Consider the following 18,465-nt stretch of genomic DNA (forward strand, 5'->3'; position numbering starts at 1 on the left):
GGTTTTTCTCGTGCTACCCTCCTTCGACCGCAAATCACGTTGGTTGCCCCGGACGGGAAGAGCTATGAGCGACAACGCACCGGAACCGACAAATCCGACTCAACAGGATCGGGTATCCAGAACCGGAGGATGGACCATGGCGAACTTAATCGGACCCCGGCAGCACAGACCGGGGCGCACCGAGCCCCTCGGCTACTACGTGGCCAACCACACCTGGACCTCGACCCCCGGCGCCCCGCAGCTGTCCGTGGACGAGCTGTACCACGCTCTCGAAGAGATGGACCAGGTGTACCCCCAGCCCTCCGAGCGCCGCGACCACTAGCGTGCGACGTCGGCTGGACCGCATCAGACCAGTGCCCCTTGGACTTCCCCCTCGCGGGAGCGGCACCGCGACCGGGGCTCGTGACGCCGTGCGCTGAAGCGGCGGGTTCGCGGTGACGAGACCGCGGACCCGCCGTGGTCATGGGTGCACCACCGCCACATCGGCTTCCACCGCGCTCGCGGAAGACCAGCACCCGCGTCCGGGATGAAACGCGGGACAGCGAAACCGCCGATCGGCCATGCTGCTCTTCTGTGACGGGCGCGGGGGAGTCGACGGTGGTCAGGTTCGTCGTCAGATGGGTGCCGGTGGGTGTGCTGCTGGTCGTCGCGCTGGTGCTGCTGGCGCTGAGCACCAGGTGGGCGGCCTTCGACGAGCTGCGCTACGGCAAGGGCGTGATGGGCCGCACCGTGCCGGACGACAGCGTGGTGGTGACCGCGCCGCTCGACCGGGACCAGCCCCGGCACGGCGACGTCGTGCTGTTCCGGACCGAACCCTGGGACGGGAAGCGGAACGGCGTGTTCGTCATGCGCGTGATCGGTCTGGGCGGGGACGAGGTGGGGTGCTGCGCGAAGGACGGCAGCATCTACGTCAACGGCCACCCGATCGCCGAGGACTACCTCCGGTCCGACGGCCCCGGCGGGGTGCACACGCCGTTCGCCGCACAGGTCCCCGACGACCACGTGTACCTGGCGGGCGACTGGCGCAACCACTCGCGGGACTCGCGGTCGGGCGACCTCGGCCCGGTGCCGCGGTCGGCCGTGGTCGCCAGGGTCGTCGGGGTCCGCACCGAGGACGGCGTCGTCCCGGTCCCGACGACGTCGGCGTTCGCCGACGCGGGCTTCCCGGCGAGTCCGCCGGTCGACCTCGACAGCGGCGCCCCGCTGCGGTGGGCCTCCCTGTCGCTGGCCGGTGCCGCGGTCCTGTGGTTCGCGGCGGGCTTCGCGCTGGCACGCCGCCGCGACCGGAGCGGGGAGCCGGCGGGCGAACGCTCCACGCGCGACTCCTGACCGCCATCAGCGCTGCCGGATCGGGCCGCTTTCACGATTCCGACGCCTGTCCTCTGTGGACCTGATCGGCTTACCACCCTTGGTGTAGGGCTGCTCCCCGGTGGGTATGCATCGGGCTATCGGCACCGAGGCTGAGGAGCACCGGCAGGGATGGACAGCTCGGAGGTGGAGCTCACAGTGGCGGCACGGCCCGCCAGCCTGTCGACGGTCCGCGCCGTGGCCACTCAGGTCGCCCGGCTCGGCCGCTGGACCCCGGAGCTGGCCGCCGACCTGGTGATCGCGGTCGACGAGGCGTGTTCGGCGCTGATCGCCAAGGCCCGCGACCACTCCCTGCTGCAGTGCCGCTTCGACGTGGAGCCGGATTCGGTCCGGTTCCGCGCGGAGGTCGGCTCGTCGGCCGTCACCGTTCCCGCGCACGACTCGTTGTACTGGCGAGTGGTCAGCTCGGTGACGGACGCGGTGGCCAGCTGGGTCGACGGGAACGGCCTGCTGCACGTCGAGCTGAGGTGTCGGGCATGAGCGCGGTCGACCACCCGCCCCCTGTCGCGCCGCGCGTCGAGTCGGGGTGTCGAGGATGAGCGTGGTCGATTACCAGCCGTTGTTCCACGAGTTGGCCGAAACCGAGCGCAGCGGGGACCGCTACCAGCAGTTGCGGGACCGGCTGGTGACCGAGCACCTGCCGGTGGCCAGGCACATCGCCGACCGGTTCGCCGAGCGCGGCGAGTCCGTGGAGGACCTGCGCCAGGTGGCCGCGCTCGGGCTGATCCACGCGGTGGACCGGTTCGACGTGCGCCGCGGCATCGACTTCCTCGCCTTCGCGGTGCCCACGATCACCGGCGAGGTCCGCCGCTACCTGCGCGACCAGGGCTGGGCCGTGCGGGTGCCGCGCAGGCTCAAGGAGCTGTGCACCGCCATCGACACCGCGCGGGTGGAGCTGGTCCGGCTCAACGGCCGCACCCCCACGCCCAGCGAGGTCGCCAAGCACCTGGGCATCGGCCTCGACGAGGTCTACGAGGGCCTGCACGCCGCCTCCGCGCACCACCTGCTCTCGCTGGACGAGGGCGACTTCACCGACCGGCTCACCGCCGAGGACCCCGCCCTGGAGGTCGTCGAACTCCACCACGCCCTCGACCCGATGTTACGGGGGCTGCCGAAACGGGAACGTCGAATAGTGGTGCTCCGCTTCTTCCGCAACATGACGCAGAGCCAGATCGCGGATTCGGTGGGCGTGTCGCAGATGCACGTGTCACGCTTGTTGAGCCGCTCGCTGGCTCGGTTGCGGGATCTGCTCGACGACGGCTGAACAGCGAGACGGGAAAGGGGTGGTCGCGATGACGGGGCTTTCGTGGCCGCAGCGCGCCGCGCTTTGCCTGGGTGTGCTGCTCACGGCGTGGGGCCTGGCTGACACCGTCTGGTTGGGCGGCACCGCGCTGGGGGTGTTCCACCTGGTCACGGGCGTGCTGGTGGGGTTGTCCGCGGTGCGCACCAAGATCGCTCGCGGGATGGGCGTGCTGATGGGCGTGGTGTTCCTGTCCACCTTCGCGCTCGGGGCGAGCGAGTCCGGCAGCGTGCTGGACGCGGGAGTGCTGGGCAACGTGCTGCACCTGCTCGCGGGTTTCGCGTTCGTCGCCGTCGCGGAGAGCTGCGCGTGGTGCGCGCTGCGCGATCGCCCGACCGGCAACCGGACGCACCACCGCCTTTCCTGATCCACTTTCCGCCCCGCATCGGGCGGGTGGGATTTTCGCGCCCGGACACGGCCGAAAATAGTGTGATCGACACCTCTGGTGAGAGATTGTCAGCACTCCGCGACGGGTACTTCCCCGGTGAGGACGACTGGGAGGAGTGCCTGCGATGCACACCGCTTCCCTGCGCAGCGTCGTCCGCGCCGGTGGGCCGTTCATCTCGGTGTACTTCGACGCGGCCCAGCACGTGGACCTGCGCTGGCAGACGATTCGCGACAGGCTGGAGGCGCAAGAGGCCGACGCCGACTCGCTGAGCGCGCTCGACGAGGCCGTGGCCAGGAGGTCGCGGCAGCACGGGATGACCGGGCGGGCGCTCATCGCCGCCGACGGGCACGTGGTGCTGGACCGGCACCTGCCGGTGCCGCCCAGAGGCAGCGCCGAGCGGGTCGGGCCGCTGCCCTACCTGCTGCCGCTGGTGGACCTGTCCGAACCGCTGATCCCGCACGTGGTCGTGCAGGTCGACGAGCGCAGCGCGGACCTGCGCGGGGTGGACTCCTCGGGCAGGCCGGTCGCGGTGGCCACGGTGGGCGCGCGGCAGAGCGGGCCACTGCCGCCGGGGCTCGACGACGTGGAGCTGCGGGACGTGGCGCAGGAGGCCACCGCGCTGGTCGACCGGCTGCGCGCCGAGCTGCTGGTGCTGTCCGGGCCGCTGTCGGCGCGGCGGGCGCTGCGGGTCGCGCTGCCCGGCCGGTGCCACCGGCTGGTGGTGGAGATGGAGGGGCCCGCCGACCCGGCGGTGCACCACCTCGCCGGGCGGGCCAACCGGAACGAGCGGCGCGCGGTGGTCGTGCGGTTCCGCGACGAGGCCACCCGGATGACCGGGCGGGCCGTGCAGGGCATGGACGCGGTGTTCACGGCGTTGAGCGAGGGCCGGGTGGCCACGCTGCTGCTCAGCGATCCCCTGGTGGGCGACCGGCTGATCGGCGGGGGTCGGGCCGACGAGGTGCTGCCGCTGCTGGCGGTCGAGCACGACGCGGAGATCGTCCTGGTGGGCGGCGCCGTCCGCCTGCACGAGGACGTCGGAGCCCTCCTCACCCCCTGAGTTCCACCACGACGGCGAGGCCGCCTTCCCGGCGGCCTCGCCGTCGTGTGGGGCCGGGACCTCACCCCCGTCGCAACATCCGCAGCACCGCCGATTCCAGCGACTCGCGGTCGGTCCGGCGCGTGTTGAGCACGACCCCGCGCTCGTAGAGCCGGACCACCCGAGGGTCCACATAGGACTTGCGAGCCACGGCGGGGGTGTTGCCCAGCGCCTCGGACACCTCCCGCATCACCGCCGCCTCCACGCGCTTGCGGCCCCGCTTCGAGTCGGGGCGCCCCTGGTAGGCGAAGGCGGCGGCGGCCAGCACGGTGGCGTGCCAGGTCCGCAGGTCCTTGACCGAGAACTCCTCGCCGACCAGCTCCTTGAACCGCTGGTTCACGTCGTCGGAGCGGACGGGGTTGCCCGCCTTGTCCACCAGCAGCCGCTCCTCGGCCGCGCGCCCGCGCCGCAACGAGGCCACGGCGCGCGCCAGCTCCCGGTCCTCCACGGTGGTGGTGAACTGCACACCGCTCTTGGCCGGATAGCAGAAGTCCACCGCCGACCGGTGCACCGCGACGTGCCCGCACAGCAGCGTTGCCACCCCGTGCGAGCCGTTGTCCTCGGCGTAGGTCTCCCCGCCCACCCGGAACACGCCGCGCTCCAGCAGCGCCAGCGCCACCCACATGGCCCGGTCCCGCTCCCGCAGCCCGCTCGCGACCCGCTCGCGGAACGCGGGCAGCTTCGGCGCCAGCGCCAGCACCCGGTCGTGCTTCTCCTCGTCGCGCTCCCGCCGCCACCGCTCGTGGTAGAGGTACTGCTTGCGGCCTGCCGAGTCGATGCCCACCGCCTGGATGTGGCCGTTGGGGTGCGGGCAGATCCACACGTCGCGCCAGGCGGGCGGGATCACCAGGTCCTTGATCCGCGCCAGCTGCTCGGGGTCGTCCAGCACCGCGCCCTCGGCGTCGACGTAGCTGAACCCGCGCCCGCGCCGCCGCCTGCGCCAGCCGGGGGCCGACGGGTCGCTGCGCCGCAATCTCACCGCCACGAGGTGCCCTCGGGCAGACCCCGGCAAACACGCATGATTGATCCATCCTCGGAATGGGTAAGGGCTGCGCATGACGCAGCCGTGGACCGTCGGGGTCGAGCAGGAGTTCTTCCTCGTCGACCCCGAGACCCGCCACCCCGTGCCGCTGGCCGAGGAGGTGGCCGAGCACGCGGGCGACGAGCTCGACGTGCAACGCGAGCTGACGCCCTTCCAGATCGAGGTGGCCACCCCGGTCTGCCGGACGTCCGAAGAGCTCTACGACCAGGTCCTCTTGGGACGTACCCACTTGGCCAAGGCCGCACACGCGGCGGGGTGCAGGTTGATGGCCTCGGCCGTCCCGCCCCTGGGCACCGCGGGCCCGCCGCCCAACACCGACGAGCCGCGCTACCGGCGGATGCAGTACTCGCACCGCAAGCTGCTCGGCGGCCAGGGGGTGTGCGGGATGCACGTCCACGTCGGCGTGCCGGACCGCGAGACGGCCGTGCGGGTGTCCAACGCGCTGCGCATGTGGCTTCCGACACTGCTCGCGCTCAGCGCCAACTCCCCCATCGAGCAGGCCGGTGACACCGGGTACGCGAGCTGGCGCTCGATCGTCTGGTCGCGCTGGCCGGTGGGCGGCCCGCCGCCGCACCTGGACTCCGCCGAGCACTACGACCGGCTGGTCACCACGCTGGTCGACACCGGCGTGCTGCTGGACCCCGGCATGGTCTACTGGGACATCCGCCCCTCCGCGCACGTGCCCACGGTCGAGATCCGGGTCTCCGACATCCCGCTGACCAGCCGCGACGCCGTGGTGATCGCCGAGATCGTCCGGGCCTTCGCGCGCACTGCGGCGGAGGAGGGCGAGCCCGAGCCGGTCGACGACGTGCTGCTGCGCGGCGCGTACTGGCGGGCCGCCCGCGACGGCGTGGACGGGTTGGGCATCGACCCGCGCACCGGCGGCCTGGTGCAGGCCCGTGAGCTGGCCGCCGAGCTGGTCGGGCGCGGCTCGGCCGCGCTGCGCGACGCGGGCGTGCTGGCCGAGGTGGAGGCGCGCTTGGAGTGGCTGCGCGGGCACGGCAGCGGGGCCGCGCGGCAGCGCCGGGCCCTCGGCGCCGCCGCCGACGCGCGGGAGCTCGTCGACATGGTGCTGACCGAGACCATCGCCGACGACCGCTGACGTATTACCGTGGACCGAGCGCCGCACCGGCGGCGTCAGAGTGAGAGGAGACCGGCGTGCCGGAACCCGCGACGCTCGCTTCCGTGCGGGTCGAAGGGCCCGCGGACGGCGTAGTGGTGCTGCACGTGTCCGGAGAACTGGACACGACCAGCGCGGAAGAGTTGGCCAAGCCGCTCAAGGCGAACCTGTCCGAGGGGGTGCGGGCCGTGGTCGTCGACCTCGGCGGTGTGCGCTTCCTGGGGTCGGCGGGCCTGGAGTCGCTGGTGGTGGGCAGGCAGCGCGCCGAGGAGCTCGGTGTGCGGCTGGTGCTCGTGGCGACCAACCGCTCGGCGCTGCGACCGATCCAGGCCACCGGTCTGAGCTCGGTGTTCACCATCGTCGAGTCGGTCGAGGACGCCCTGGCCCAGGTCTGATCCGCACCGAGGGGACGGCGGCCAGCAGGCGACGACGCCCTGGCCGCCCCCCGACGACGGCACGGACCACCGGGCCAGGCCGACTCCCGAGCCGCCGTCCGCGCCTGCGGACCGCGCGGGGTCAGCCCTCCTGGCCGATGTCCTCGAACCACAGCTCGGGCCGCGCCGCGATGAAGTCGGTCATCATGGCCACGCACTCCGGGTCGTCCAGCAGTGTGATGCGCACCCCGTGCTCGGCCAGCCAGTCGTGGCCGCCGTGGAACGTGCGGGCCTCGCCGATCACCACGTGCGAGATCCCGAACTGCCGCACCAGCCCGCTGCAGTACCAGCAGGGTGAGAGAGTGGTCACCATGGTGGTGCCCCGGTAGCCCGGTCGCCTGCCCGCGGCGCGGAACGCGGCGGTCTCCGCGTGGGTGGAGGCGTCGCCGTCCTGGACCCGGCGGTTGTGCCCGCGGCCGAGCAGGTCGCCGTCGGGGCCGAACAGCGCCGCGCCGATGGGGATGCCGCCCTCGACCAGGCCCTGCCGGGCCTCCGCGACGGCCACCGCGAGCATCTCCCGCACGTCCATGCCACCCCACCCTAGAGCGTCGGCAAGTACTACCCGGCCCGATCCACGGGGCCGTTTGCCACTACCCGTCAAGGCTCCGCCTGCGCTCGCCCCAGTCCCACATCGCCTGGAGCACCGGGCCGAGCCCGCGTCCGGCGTCGGTCAGCCGGTAGCGGGTGCGCGGCGGCCAGCCCGGTTCCCGGTGCCGGTCCACCACGCCCGCGCCGGTCAGCTGCGCCAGCCGGTCGGCCAGGACCTTGTCCGACAGCGCGGGCAGCGCCCGGCGCAGGTCGCTGAACGAGCGGTCGCCGCGCAGCAGCTCCCGGACCACCAGGGTGGTCCAGCGCCCGCGCAGAGCGGCCAGGGTGATCTCCACCGGGCACACGGGGCTGGGCTCGGCGACCTCCGCGCGGGGGTCGTCGGGCAGGCCAACCGTTTGGTGAGTCACGAGGGCGCCTCCTAGCGTCGCGGTCGTGCCGATCCTGCCCGAGAGGAGTTGCCGGTGCGGCTCGCCGAGCGCCCCGAGGACCTGCCCGCCGTGTTCGCCGAGCGGTTCAACAGCGGCGACCCCGCCGCCGTGGCCGAGCTGTACGAGAGCGGGGCGGTGTTCGTGCCCGAGCCCGGCGTGCCGCTGACCGGAGCGCCCGCCCGTGCCGCGAACAGCCGGTTCCAGGCGTTGGGCCTGCCGATCGAGGTGCGACCGCGGCACGTCTACGTCGCGGGTGACGTCGCGCTGCTGCTGGTCGACTGGACCATCGGGGACGAGGTGGCGGGCACCGCGACCGACGTGGCCCGGCGCGGGGCGGACGGGTGCTGGCGGTACGCCGTCGACAACCCCTTCGGCACCGCCGGGTAGTAGTCAGCTGCCCCGGCGGACGGGTCGGGTGGTACTTGCAGGCGTCAGGCGCCGAAGCAGAGGAAGCAGGCGGCGGCCGCGAACTCCTCGTCGCCCCGCGCCGAGTGCGCCTCCTGCGCCGCGACCAGCGCCTGCGCGGGTGACGCGCCCGAACCGAGCCGCCGGTGGAAGTCGACCATCAGCGGGGTGGTCCTGTCGGCGGGCACCGGCACCACCGGGGCGACCAGCGTGCGCGTCCCCAGCCCCAGCAGCGCCGCGGTGAACCCCATCAGCTCGTCCCCCGGCCGCACCGACGACCCGCACGTCGACAGCACCACCCGCTCCGGCGGGGTGCGCAGGCGTTGCAGGTCGTGGACGGCCAACGGCCCGTCGGCCAGCTCCAGCGTGGAGAACAGCGGGTTGTCCGCGCGGAACGAGCCGTGCGCGACCACGTGGGCCAGCGGCGCGCCGTCCATCGCCGCCGCCACCGCGTCCACCGTGGCCGCCTCGCCCACCAGCACCGAGGACTCCCCCGCCAGCGGTGCGACGGCGTTGATCTCGGCAGGCGCGGCGGGCAGCCGGGGTCCCGCCACCAGCACGGCGCGCCCCGACCCCGCCGACGGCGACGACGCGGCGCGCAACCACACCGTCGCCGAGGGCGCCACCACCAGGGCGCGTCCTCGGCACGAGGGCAGGACCGACCACGGCAGGCCCGCCAGCGGCCCGGTCGGGGCCAGCACCAGCGGCCGGTCGGCGATCCGCCGCCGCAGCGGCGCCACCAGCCGCGACTCCAGCAGCCGCGCGGCGTGCTCGGCGCCCGCCCGCACCGGGGCGCGGTCCAGGTGCTCGGGCAGCGTGACCAGCCGGTGCAGGCCGAAGCGCAGCAGCCGGATCTCCCGCACCGCCGCGTCCGCCGCGCCCAGCCGGTGCAGGCTGGCCCGCCCGCCCGCGACCACCACGGCCAGCAGCTCGCCGTCGTGGTCGACGTACTCCACCAGCGCCGCCGCGCCCAGCGCCCGCGCCAGCTCGCGCACCGAGGGGGGCCGGTGCACCGCGCCGCCGCTGGTGCGCCTGGTCAGCTCGCGCACCCGCTGCTCCATCCGCAGCTGCCGCCCGCGCAGCGACGAGGTGGGCTTGCCCGCTGACAGCGCCGCGTCCAGGTCGGCGGTCACCGCGCGCAGCTCGGCCAGCGCGTCGGCCAGGCCGGGGTCCTCCGGCGGCCGGGCTGGGGTCATCCGCAGCGCACCGGCCCGCCAGCTCTCCGCCCAGGTCAGCACGCTGGCGGCGGGTCCGCTCGCGACGGCGGCGCGCAGTCCTTCCAGCGCCAGTGCCTCGCCCTGCGCCCCGCTCAGCGCCCGCGGCTCGGCCGCGCCCAGCGACACCCGGTACTCGTCCAGCAGCACCAGTCCGCGCCGCAGGGCCGACTGCGCGCCGCGCCGGTCGCCCTCCAGCCCGCGCCGCAGCGCCTCGGCGTACCAGCCCTGCGCTCGCTGCGCGGCCGTGCCCCGGCGGCGTGCCAGGGCCGCCACCTCCAGCTGCGCCACCGCCCGCCGCCGGTCCCCCAGGTCCCGCGCGACCAGCGCGGCGTCCACCCGCGCCTCCAGCCCGGCCACCCGCCAGCCCAGCTCCTCCAGCCGCGCGGCCACCCGCTCCAGCTCCGTGCACAGCCGCCGGGTCCGCTGCCCGCTCAGATAGGCCGCGCGCAGCCGCACGTGCCGCGCACCGGCCGCCCACACCTCGCGCCCCTCCCGGCGGAAGTCCTCGCGCGCCAGCGCCGCCATCGTCGCGGCCAGCTCCAGGTCGCCCTCGGCCAGCGCGATCCGCGCCCGGTGGAAGCGGGACTCCGAGCGGCCCAGCACCAGGTTGCCCTCGGCCAACTCGGCCAGCGCCCGGTCCGCCGCCGCGCGGGCCTCCTCCAGCAGCGGCACCGACACCAGCAGTTCCAACCGGTTCACCAGCAGCAGCGGCCGGGGCACCGCCAGCCGCCGGTACTCCCGCTCGGCTTCGGCGAACATGGTCAGCGCGCGCGGCACGTCACCCGCCCGCGACGCGGAAATCCCCGCATTCCACCGGACGTCCGCGACCGCCAGCTCCAGCCCCAGCTCCCGGTACAGCGCGGCGGCCCGGTCGAAATCCTCGTCGGCCGCGCGCGAACCGCCGGTATAAGCGCGCAACAAACCCCGATTATTACGGGCTCGGGCCTCGCCCAGCTCGTCCCCGGTGCGCCGCGCCGCCTCGACGGCCCAGTTGTACTCGCGCAACGCCTCGTCGTACCAGCATAAGCAACGCAGCACCGAGCCGCGTTGCGTCCGCGCAATGGGGACGTCGCTTTCGCGCAACTCCGGCAAAGCCTCGTCGATCGCCCGCAACGCCTGCGCGTGCCGTCCGGTGTCGGACAGCGCGAATGCCAGGTCCACCCGCGCCAGCGCCGCGGTCCGCGCCAACCCCGCTCCTTCGGCAAGGCGAATCGCACTGCGCAGGTGTCGCAGCGCGCCGTCGAAGTCGTGCAGCTCGCGCAGCGACAACCCGATCACGCGCTCCGCGTTCGACGCCTCCTCCGCGTTACCCGACCGACGTGCCTCGGCCAGCGCCGAACGGCCCATCTCGATTGCGCCGCGCGGACCCCGTTGCCGGACCGCCAACGCGGCGGCGGAAAGCAGCACCACGTTCCACACCTTATTACCGGTGCCGCCGTGATAGCTTCATCGAACTCTCACCCGTCGACACCGCTGTGAGGCCGTGGTGACCGAACCGCCGGATCGAGCCGAGCTTTACCGGAGCGCATTCGACCTGATCATCAAGCAGAGCCAGGACGTGCGGCTGCACGCCGAGCGGGGCCGCGAGTTCCTCTACCGCCCCGGCCAACTGCTCACCATCGGCGAGGAACTCGACCGGGTCCTCCGCAAACTCGCGCAGAAGGCGATCCCCGTCGAACGGGGACGGGATTTCGCGGGAATGGCGCGGTTGATCCTGCCGCGCAATCCCGACGACATTCCCGACATCGTGCGGCTGCTGCGCGACCCGCAGCAGTGGCCGGGCGAGCGGGTGCCGTTCGTGCAGCCGCACCACGTGACGGTCGGCCACGGCGGCAACATGCACGGCCACACCATCCGCCCACCCGGCGTGGCGGACCCGCTGGACGACCCGGCCCTGGACGACCCGCGCGGCCGGGGCGTGGCGGTGGGCGTGGTCGACACGGGCATCTCCGCCACCGCCGCGAGTGATCACCCGGTGTGGCTGGGAAGCGGCTTCACCGCCCACCCCGACCAGGTCGACGCCGCGTACGACCACGCCGACGTGTTCGCCCTGGGGGGCGGGCACGGCACGTTCGTGGCGGGCTTGGTGCGACAGGCCGCGCCGGGCGCCCGGATCGAGCCCGCGCGGGCCCTGCTGCCCACCGGGCTGGGGGACGAGGAGATGCTCGCCGCGGCCATCGCCTCCTTCGGCGGGCGGCAGGCGCACGTCGTGAACATCTCCACGGGCTGCTTCACCCAGGACGACGTGGCCTCCGAGCCGGTGCGCCGGGCGCTGGCGGCGCTCGACCAGGACGTGGTCGTGGTGGCCTCGGCGGGCAACCAGGGCACCACCCGCCCCTGCTGGCCCGCCGCGCTGCCGGGCGTGACGTCGGTGGCCGCGCTCGCCGAGGAGCGCGACGGCAGCCGCGGCCCGGCGTGCTACAGCAACCACGGCCACTGGGTGCGGGCGTGCGCGGTGGGCAACCGCACCTCCACCTACCTCAAGGGCCGCTGGGAACTTCCCGGCGCCCCGGCGGAGGTCTTCGAGAACTGGGCCTACTGGCTGGGCACCTCGTTCGCGGCCGCGCACGTCTCCGGCCGCATCGCCGGGACCATGACCGCCCAGGGCCTGACCGCGCCCCAAGCACGGGACAAGCTCCTCGCCGCCTCCGAGCACTTCCCCGGCTACGGCGTCCTGATCGACTGATCCGCGTCACGCGGACCCCACCGGGGCACGGCGGGCCAAGCGGCACCCCGCGGGCGGTCGGCGCTAGGGTTGACGGCGAGTATGCACCCTCCGCAAGAATTGCGGAGATCCACCACCGCCCCGGCCGGGACACCGACACCTGTGACGCAGCCCCCCGAACCGACGCGGGTCGCCACCAGCGCGCCGCCCGCGGCGATGGCGGCACGCCCCGAGGTGGTCGAGCGCTGGGCCGACGCGCTGTCGGCGGGCGCGTACGCGCCGATGTCGCGCGCCGAGGTGCGCCGCGAGCTCGACGCCCGCTTGGCGCACCTGGTCGGCGTGCTGAGCGCGGCGCGGTTCGAGCCGGACCGGGCGGCCCCGGTGGGCGAGTGGCTCGTGTCGGCCCGGTTCACCGGCCAGACCAGCCTCCAGGACACCTTGGAGGTGCTGGGTTCCGCGCTGCCGGGGCTGGCCGGGCGGGACGGGGAGCGGGTGCCCGCGGTCCTCGGCGCGGTGGCCGCCGGTTACGCCAACGCGTTGCGCAGGCAGGTCTTCTCGCAGCAGGAGGAGGTCCGCGCGTCGCTGCTGACCGCCCTGGAGCACACGCAGCGCGAGCTGCACGACAGCGAGACCCGGTTCCGCCAGGTGTTCTCCAGCTCCGCGGTCGGCATCGCGGTCTTCGACGCCCGGGGCGAGGTGGTGGAGGTCAACCCGGCGCTGGTGGGCATGCTGGACCACGAGCCGGGCACCACGGCGGTGTTCGACCCGCTGGACCTCGCGGCGCTGCGCGCGGACCTGAGCCGGATGGCGCTCGACGGCGCGGAGACGGCCAGGTCCGAGCGCCAGTTCACCGCCCGCCGCGGCGACCCGCTGTGGGCGAACGTGGCGCTGTCGGTGGTGCGCGACTCCGACGGGCACCCCCGCTACCACGTGGCGGTGGTGGAGGACGTCACCGAGCAGCGGGTGCTCCGGGAGTACCTGCGCCACCAGGCGCTGCACGACGTGCTGACCGGGTTGCCGAACCGGCAGAGCTTCCTGCCCAAGCTGGAGCAGGTGCTGAGCAGGCCGGGCTCGGTCACGTTGTGCTACCTGGACGTGGACGGCGTCGCGATCGTCAACGACGGCTTGGGCTACGAGTACGGCGACGAGCTGCTCAAGGTGGTCGCCCAGCGGCTGACCGCCGTGGTGGCGGGGGAACGGGCCACCGTGGCCCGCATCGGCGGCGACGAGTTCGTGCTGCTGCTGGAGGACTCCCCCGGCACGCCGAGCATCTCCGCGCTGGCCGAGGCGATCGACCGCGCGCTGGCCGAGCCGGTGCCGCTGGCGGGCCACGAGGTCAGCGCGTCCGCGGGCATGGGTTTCGTGCGCACCTCGGCGCGCGGGCTGGACGCGATGGCGCTGCTGCGGCAGGCGCACAGCACGTTGCGCCGCGCGGAGAACGGCGGCAAGGGCCAGTGGGGCATCTACGACGCGGGCCAGGACGCCCGCGAGCGGGCCCGGCTGGCCCTGCTCGCCGCGATGCCGGGCGCGCTGGACGGCGGCGACATCGCGATCGACTACCTGCCGGTGCGCCGAGGGGACGAGCAGGTGGCCGCCGCCGCGCGGTTGCGCTGGCGGCACGGGCAGGCCGTCGCCGACCACGGCGACTGCCTGCGCTTCGCCGACGAGCTGGGGCTCAGCGGCAGGCTCGGGGCGTGGCTGCTGGACGAGACCTGCTCGTTCGCCGCCGTGGAGCGGCTGCCCGTGGTGGTGCGGCTGTCGGTGGACCAGTCGCGCGATCCGGACCTGACCGCGTCGGTGGGCACCGCGCTGCGCACTTCCGAGCTGCCGCCGCAGTGGTTGTGGCTGAGCCTGGACGCGCGGGCGCTGAGCGAGGACGCCGACGCGGTGGAGGACAACCTGACCGCGCTGGCGGACATGGGCGTGCGCCGCCTGCTGCACTCCTTCGGCGGTGGTTTCGCCGAGCTGTCCGTTGTGGAGCGACACCTCCTGCACGGCGTCGAGCTCGCCCCCGCCCCGGTGGAACCGCTGGCGCACAACGCCTTGAGCAAACTGGTCCCGCTGCTGCGGGAGACCGGCGCGCTCGTCGTGGCCGACGGTGAAGCGGTGCCGGGAGCGGATCTGGTGGTGCGGCGCTGATCCGCGCCGCACCGCCCGCCAGCCGCGCGTCCCGTCAGGCGAAGGTGGGCTGCCGCAGGGCGTGCTCGACCAGGGTGATCAGCGTCTGCTTGGTGGACTGCCGGTTGCGCGCGTCGCACGGCACGATCGGCACGGCCGGGTCGATGGTCAGCGCCTCCCGCACGTCCTCGACGCGGTGGTGCATCAGGCCGTCGAAGCAGTTCACGCCCACCACGTACGGCAGCTCGCGGTCCTCGAAGAAGTCGATGGAGGCGAACGCGTCGGACAGCCGCCGCGTGTCCACCAGCACCACCGCCCCGATGGCGCCCCGGACCAGGTCGTCCCACATGAACCAGAACCGGTGCTGACCCGGCGTGCCGAACAGGTACAGGATCAGCTCCTGGTCCAGCGAGACCCGGCCGAAGTCCATCGCCACGGTCGTGGTCGTCTTGTTCGGCGTGCCGGACAGGTCGTCCACGCCGACGCTGGCCTCGGTCATGACCGCCTCGGTGGTCAGCGGCACGATCTCCGACACCGACCCCACGAAGGTGGTCTTGCCGACACCGAACCCGCCCGCCACCACGATCTTGGTGGAGATGACGGGCGTCCCCGGACCCGCGGGAGCACCACCGCTCATGTCGTTCCGCTCTCCCTGGTAGAGGTGCTGCTCGGCAGTGGGGTGGTGCTCAACCGCGCATCGCGACGTGCAGCCGGGAGCGGATCTCCGGGGTGAGCTGGACGCCCACCCGGTCCACCAGCCGGGTCATCGCGTAGCCGATGAGGCCGATGTCGCAGTTGGGCGCGGCCAGCACGGCCAGGCAGGAGCCGTCGCTGATGGACATCAGGAACAGGTAGCCCCGCTCCATCTCCACCACGGTCTGCTTGACCCCGCCCGCCTCGAAGCAGCGCGCCGCGCCGATGTTGAGGCTCACCAGGCCCGAGGCGACGGCGGCCAGCTGCTCGGCGCGGTCGATGGGCAGCCGCTCCGATGAGGCGAGCAGCAGGCCGTCCGCCGAGACCACGATCGCGTGCGCCACGCCCGCGACCCGGCTGACGAAGTCGTCGACCAGCCAACTGAAGTTCTCGAGTTCCTCGGTCGCGGCGGTCACTTCTGCTCCTTGTCTGCGTTGCCGAACGACAGGCCTTCCCAGGGCAGCCCGCTGTCGTCAGCGGACTCGCGCCCCAGTTGCACGCCTCGTTGGTAGGTGGCGAACCGCTGCCTGAGCCGGTCCGCGGAGCGGCGCGGCGGCGCGGCGATGGCGGTCACGGCGGCGCTCGCGCCGGGCTGCTGCTGCTGCGCTGGAGTGGCCGCGTGCCGCGGTGACGGCGCGGCCAGCGAGCCGGGCACCAGCCGCGCCTTGGGCACGCGCTTGGGCAGACCCGCGGTGGTGGTGTCGTCCACAGTGGACTTGAGCAGCTTGTTGGCGGCGGACCAGCCGTCGTCGGCCGAGCCCCAGCCCGGCGAGGACGCCGGGACCGGCGAGGGCGCGGGCTCCCGCTTGGGCAGCCCGGACGACGTCCTCGGCGCGGACCGCGGTTCCGGCTCGGCCTCGCTGTCCGGGCCGACCAGGTCGACCCGGTCGGCGAACACGGTCCGCTCGGACCCCGACGAGGTGGCCTGGGCGGGCACCTCGGGTTCCTCGGCCAGCTCGCCGCGCACCGGGGCCTCGTCCTCCCCGCCGCCCTGGAACCAGCGCGACAGCACGTCCTCGTAGATCGGCAGGCGCTGGGTCGAGGGCTCGTCCTCGTCGAGCACCGGGACCTCGGGCTCGAACTGGCGCTCGTGCCGCAGTTCGCGCTGCGGTCCGGGCCTGCCTTCGGGCCTGCCTTCGGGCCGGGGTTCGGACCGCGGTTCCAGCCGCGCGGGCGGGTAGGAGTAGTCGATCGGCTCCAGGCCGTCGCGCGGCGGGACGGTGCCTGCGACCGTGGCGGTGAACAGGTCCGCGGTCGAGGTCTGCTCCACCCGCGGCGGCGCGCCGGTGTCCTCCGCCTGGTCGGGCACCGGTTGCGGGAACGGCACCGGCGTCATCTCCGGCGACCACTTGGGCACGCCCGCGATCGCGCCGACCCCGCTGCTCTCCAGCTCTGGGGGCGCCTGGCGGGCGGGCAGCGCGGCCGGGGCGGGGGCGGCCCGCAGCGGCTCGGGGCCGCGGTGCAGCAGCGAGGCGGGCAGCACGACCTGAGCGGTCACACCGCCCTCTATGTCGTCGTTGTTGCTCAGCGACACCCGGATGTCGTGCCGCTTGGCGAGCTGGCCGACCACGTACAGGCCCATCTCGCGAGCCACCGAGACGTCGACCTCGGGCGGCTCGGCGAGCTTCCGGTTGGCCTCGGCGACGTCCTGCTCCTGCATCCCGACACCGCGGTCGTGGATGCGGATGGACACCTCGCCGCGCCGGGTCTCGGTGGCCCGCACGGTGACCTTGGTGCTGGGCTTGGAGAACGCGGTGGCGTTGTCCAGCAGCTCGGCGATCAGGTGCGCGAGGTCGTTGACCACGCGGCCCTGCACCATCAGGTCCGGGGCGGGCGCGACCTGCACCCTGGCGTACTTCTCGACCTCGGACACCGCGGCGCCGAGCACCTCGGCGATCGGCACCGGCCGGGTGACCCGGCGGGTGACCGTGGTGCCCGAGAGCACCAGCAGGTTCTCGCTGTTGCGGCGCATCTGGGTGGCCAGGTGGTCCAGCTCGAACAGGCTGGCCAGCTGGTCGGGGTCCTGCTCGTCCTGCTCCAGCCGGTCGATCACCGAGATCTGCCGCTCGACCAGCGCCTGGCTGCGCCGCGACAGGTTGATGAACATGTCGTTGACGTTCGCGCGCAGCGCCACCTGCTCGACCGCGAGGCGGATGGCCTCGCGCTGCACCGCGTCGAAGGCGCGGGCCACCTGGCCGACCTCCTCGGTGGTGTGGATGGGCACCGGCACCAGCGACTCCTCCGCGGCGCGGGACGGGTCGCGGTGCGTGCGGATGCGCTTGATCGCCTCGGGCAGGCGGTTGCGGGCCACGTCCAGCGCGGTGCGGCGCAGCAGCCGCAGCGGGATCAGCATGGAGCGGGCGACCACGGCCATGAGGCCGAACGCGATCAGCAGCGCCACCGCGACCAGCGCGGCGTCGCGCCAGGCGGACTGCCGCGCGGCTTCGGTCAGCGCGACCGCGGCCCGGTCGGCCTGCTGCTCGATGTCGTCGGACACCTGCCGGATCAGCGCCGCGGTCTCCTCGCCCGCCCGCATGACGTCGGTGTCGGAGATCGACACCCGCCCGCGCTCGGCCTGCTGCACCAGGGCGAGCTGGACCAGCCGGTTGCGGCCGTCCACCACGCCGCCGCTGACCACGTCCTGGTACAGCTGGCGGTTCTCCCTGGTGGCGGTGTTGGCGAAGTCGGTCAGCGCGGCGTCGAGCCGGGACTGCGCCGCGCGCAGCGCGTTGACCTGGTTGGGCGCGAACTCGCCGCGCCGGGCGGTGGACAGCAGGATCGCGTTCTGCTGCTGCAACTGCTCCTTGGCGTCGTACAGCGCGAGGTTCGCGCCCGACAGCGGGGTCAGCGTCGGCTCGCTGAGGCTGCTCGCGGTGGCGCGGTGCACCTGCGCCAGGGCGCTGAGGATCTGCGAGTAAGCGCTTGCCACCGACACGTCGGGGTACTGCGTGGTCAACGTCGTGTTGCGCAGCGAGCTGAGGCCGTCCAACGCCTGTAAGGACTTCTGGAAGGCGTCGCGCACCGAGTCGTCGATGCCGGAGGTCGTGGCGGCGACGTCGCGGAATTCGCCCACTTCCAGGTCGACCTTGCTCGCCCGCGCGGCGATCTCGGCGCTGGCGCCCTGCCTGCCGCCCGCGACGTAGTGCACCGCCGCGTCGCGCTCCAGCTGGAGCGCGTCGGAGACCGCCGCCGCCTGGGCGGACAGCTGCAGCTCGCGCTGCACCTTGCCGAACAGCTCGACGTCGTCGAGCTGGGTGTTGAGCCGCAGGCCCGCCAGCGCCAGCGTGCTCAGCGCGGGCACCAGGAGCACCACCGCCAGCTTGCTGCGCAACCGCCAGTTCCGCAGCCGCCAGCGGGAGATGCCCCGGTCGGCGGGGGCGGTCCCGGTGCCGGGCCCCTGGTCGGGCGCACCGCTGCGGGCGCCGGTGTCGGGTTCAGTTCGCTCCGGTCGTTCCCCGGAGGCGTGGTCGTCGTGACCGCGCACCGTCAGCACACTCCCCAGCCCCCCGGCCAGATTCATCGACAGTTCACTGCAAACCCGGGCGATCTTGATGGAAAATCCCCGGTCCTCATACCGCCGTTCGGAGGAGGAACGCGGTACTTTGCAAATCAATCATTGTCCCGCATCGCGGGGCGGACCCC

18 protein-coding genes are annotated in these 18,465 nt (G+C 73.7%); 11 read left to right on the forward strand and 7 right to left on the reverse strand.

Annotated features, from left to right (window positions below; all coding sequences use genetic code 11):
• Positions 1 to 136 precede the first annotated feature (136 nt).
• From JOF41_RS20825 to JOF41_RS20850, 6 genes are all read left to right on the forward strand, one after another.
• Complete coding sequence (locus tag JOF41_RS20825; protein ID WP_189224830.1) at positions 137 to 322, forward strand: hypothetical protein; 186 nt, start codon at positions 137 to 139, stop codon at positions 320 to 322.
• 275 nt (positions 323 to 597) lie between these two features.
• Positions 598 to 1,329: a signal peptidase I gene (lepB, locus tag JOF41_RS20830; protein WP_209621319.1), complete on the forward strand. Its 732-nt coding sequence runs from the start codon at positions 598 to 600 to the stop codon at positions 1,327 to 1,329.
• Between the two features lie 150 nt (positions 1,330 to 1,479).
• Positions 1,480 to 1,848 carry an ATP-binding protein gene (locus JOF41_RS20835; RefSeq protein WP_189224832.1) on the forward strand — a complete coding sequence of 123 codons (369 nt, stop codon included), beginning with the start codon at positions 1,480 to 1,482 and terminating at the stop codon, positions 1,846 to 1,848.
• A gap of 55 nt (positions 1,849 to 1,903) precedes the next feature.
• Positions 1,904 to 2,632 carry a SigB/SigF/SigG family RNA polymerase sigma factor gene (locus tag JOF41_RS20840; protein WP_189224833.1) on the forward strand — a complete coding sequence of 243 codons (729 nt, stop codon included), beginning with the start codon at positions 1,904 to 1,906 and terminating at the stop codon, positions 2,630 to 2,632.
• Positions 2,633 to 2,660: 28 nt separating this feature from the next.
• The gene (locus JOF41_RS20845) at positions 2,661 to 3,035 is read left to right on the forward strand and encodes a hypothetical protein (RefSeq protein WP_189224834.1); all 375 of its coding nucleotides are present in this window, start codon (positions 2,661 to 2,663) and stop codon (positions 3,033 to 3,035) included.
• A gap of 145 nt (positions 3,036 to 3,180) precedes the next feature.
• The gene (locus JOF41_RS20850; protein WP_209621322.1) at positions 3,181 to 4,113 is read left to right on the forward strand and encodes a baeRF2 domain-containing protein; all 933 of its coding nucleotides are present in this window, start codon (positions 3,181 to 3,183) and stop codon (positions 4,111 to 4,113) included.
• Positions 4,114 to 4,174: 61 nt separating this feature from the next.
• Here the strand turns inward: JOF41_RS20850 and JOF41_RS20855 are convergent, their stop codons facing one another.
• Complete coding sequence (locus JOF41_RS20855) at positions 4,175 to 5,137, reverse strand: DNA topoisomerase IB (RefSeq protein WP_504739839.1); 963 nt, start codon at positions 5,135 to 5,137, stop codon at positions 4,175 to 4,177.
• 70 nt (positions 5,138 to 5,207) lie between these two features.
• Here JOF41_RS20855 and JOF41_RS20860 point away from each other — a divergent pair, with 70 nt between their 5' ends.
• Positions 5,208 to 6,296, forward strand: a complete 1,089-nt coding sequence (locus tag JOF41_RS20860) for a carboxylate-amine ligase (protein ID WP_189224835.1) — start codon at positions 5,208 to 5,210, stop codon at positions 6,294 to 6,296.
• Positions 6,297 to 6,352: 56 nt separating this feature from the next.
• Positions 6,353 to 6,709 (forward strand): STAS domain-containing protein, encoded by a 357-nt coding sequence (locus JOF41_RS20865; protein ID WP_189224836.1) that lies wholly within the window; start codon positions 6,353 to 6,355, stop codon positions 6,707 to 6,709.
• A gap of 121 nt (positions 6,710 to 6,830) precedes the next feature.
• On the opposite strand, the gene JOF41_RS20870 is transcribed toward JOF41_RS20865, so the two are convergent.
• On the reverse strand, positions 6,831 to 7,277 hold the full coding sequence (locus JOF41_RS20870) for a nucleoside deaminase (RefSeq protein WP_229795925.1): 447 nt from the start codon (positions 7,275 to 7,277) through the stop codon (positions 6,831 to 6,833).
• A gap of 61 nt (positions 7,278 to 7,338) precedes the next feature.
• Complete coding sequence (locus JOF41_RS20875) at positions 7,339 to 7,704, reverse strand: winged helix-turn-helix transcriptional regulator (protein WP_209621325.1); 366 nt, start codon at positions 7,702 to 7,704, stop codon at positions 7,339 to 7,341.
• Between the two features lie 54 nt (positions 7,705 to 7,758).
• On the opposite strand from JOF41_RS20875, the gene JOF41_RS20880 reads away from it, so the two are divergent.
• Complete coding sequence (locus JOF41_RS20880; RefSeq protein ID WP_229795926.1) at positions 7,759 to 8,112, forward strand: YybH family protein; 354 nt, start codon at positions 7,759 to 7,761, stop codon at positions 8,110 to 8,112.
• Between the two features lie 44 nt (positions 8,113 to 8,156).
• Here the strand turns inward: JOF41_RS20880 and JOF41_RS20885 are convergent, their stop codons facing one another.
• Positions 8,157 to 10,757 carry a CHAT domain-containing protein gene (locus JOF41_RS20885; RefSeq protein WP_307867482.1) on the reverse strand — a complete coding sequence of 867 codons (2,601 nt, stop codon included), beginning with the start codon at positions 10,755 to 10,757 and terminating at the stop codon, positions 8,157 to 8,159.
• A 76-nt stretch (positions 10,758 to 10,833) separates the two neighbouring features.
• On the opposite strand from JOF41_RS20885, the gene JOF41_RS20890 reads away from it, so the two are divergent.
• Together JOF41_RS20890 and JOF41_RS20895 are read left to right on the forward strand one after the other, a co-directional pair.
• On the forward strand, positions 10,834 to 12,033 hold the full coding sequence (locus tag JOF41_RS20890; protein WP_209621331.1) for a S8 family peptidase: 1,200 nt from the start codon (positions 10,834 to 10,836) through the stop codon (positions 12,031 to 12,033).
• Positions 12,034 to 12,174: 141 nt separating this feature from the next.
• On the forward strand, positions 12,175 to 14,151 hold the full coding sequence (locus tag JOF41_RS20895) for a diguanylate cyclase domain-containing protein (protein WP_307867483.1): 1,977 nt from the start codon (positions 12,175 to 12,177) through the stop codon (positions 14,149 to 14,151).
• Positions 14,152 to 14,185: 34 nt separating this feature from the next.
• Here the strand turns inward: JOF41_RS20895 and JOF41_RS20900 are convergent, their stop codons facing one another.
• From JOF41_RS20900 to JOF41_RS20910, 3 genes are read right to left on the reverse strand one after another with little or no spacing between them, the layout of a single operon-like run.
• A complete protein-coding gene (locus tag JOF41_RS20900; protein WP_189224842.1) occupies positions 14,186 to 14,767 on the reverse strand; it encodes a GTP-binding protein in 582 nt (193 codons plus the stop codon).
• A gap of 49 nt (positions 14,768 to 14,816) precedes the next feature.
• Positions 14,817 to 15,239, reverse strand: a complete 423-nt coding sequence (locus tag JOF41_RS20905) for a roadblock/LC7 domain-containing protein (RefSeq protein ID WP_189224843.1) — start codon at positions 15,237 to 15,239, stop codon at positions 14,817 to 14,819.
• A complete protein-coding gene (locus tag JOF41_RS20910) occupies positions 15,236 to 18,307 on the reverse strand; it encodes a sensor histidine kinase (RefSeq protein WP_209621352.1) in 3,072 nt (1,023 codons plus the stop codon). The genes JOF41_RS20905 and JOF41_RS20910 overlap by 4 nt, the downstream gene beginning before the upstream one ends.
• Between the last annotated feature and the right edge of the window lie 158 nt (positions 18,308 to 18,465).

The sequence above is a fragment of the Saccharothrix coeruleofusca genome (assembly GCF_017876325.1).
Taxonomy (GTDB): domain Bacteria; phylum Actinomycetota; class Actinomycetes; order Mycobacteriales; family Pseudonocardiaceae; genus Actinosynnema; species Actinosynnema coeruleofuscum.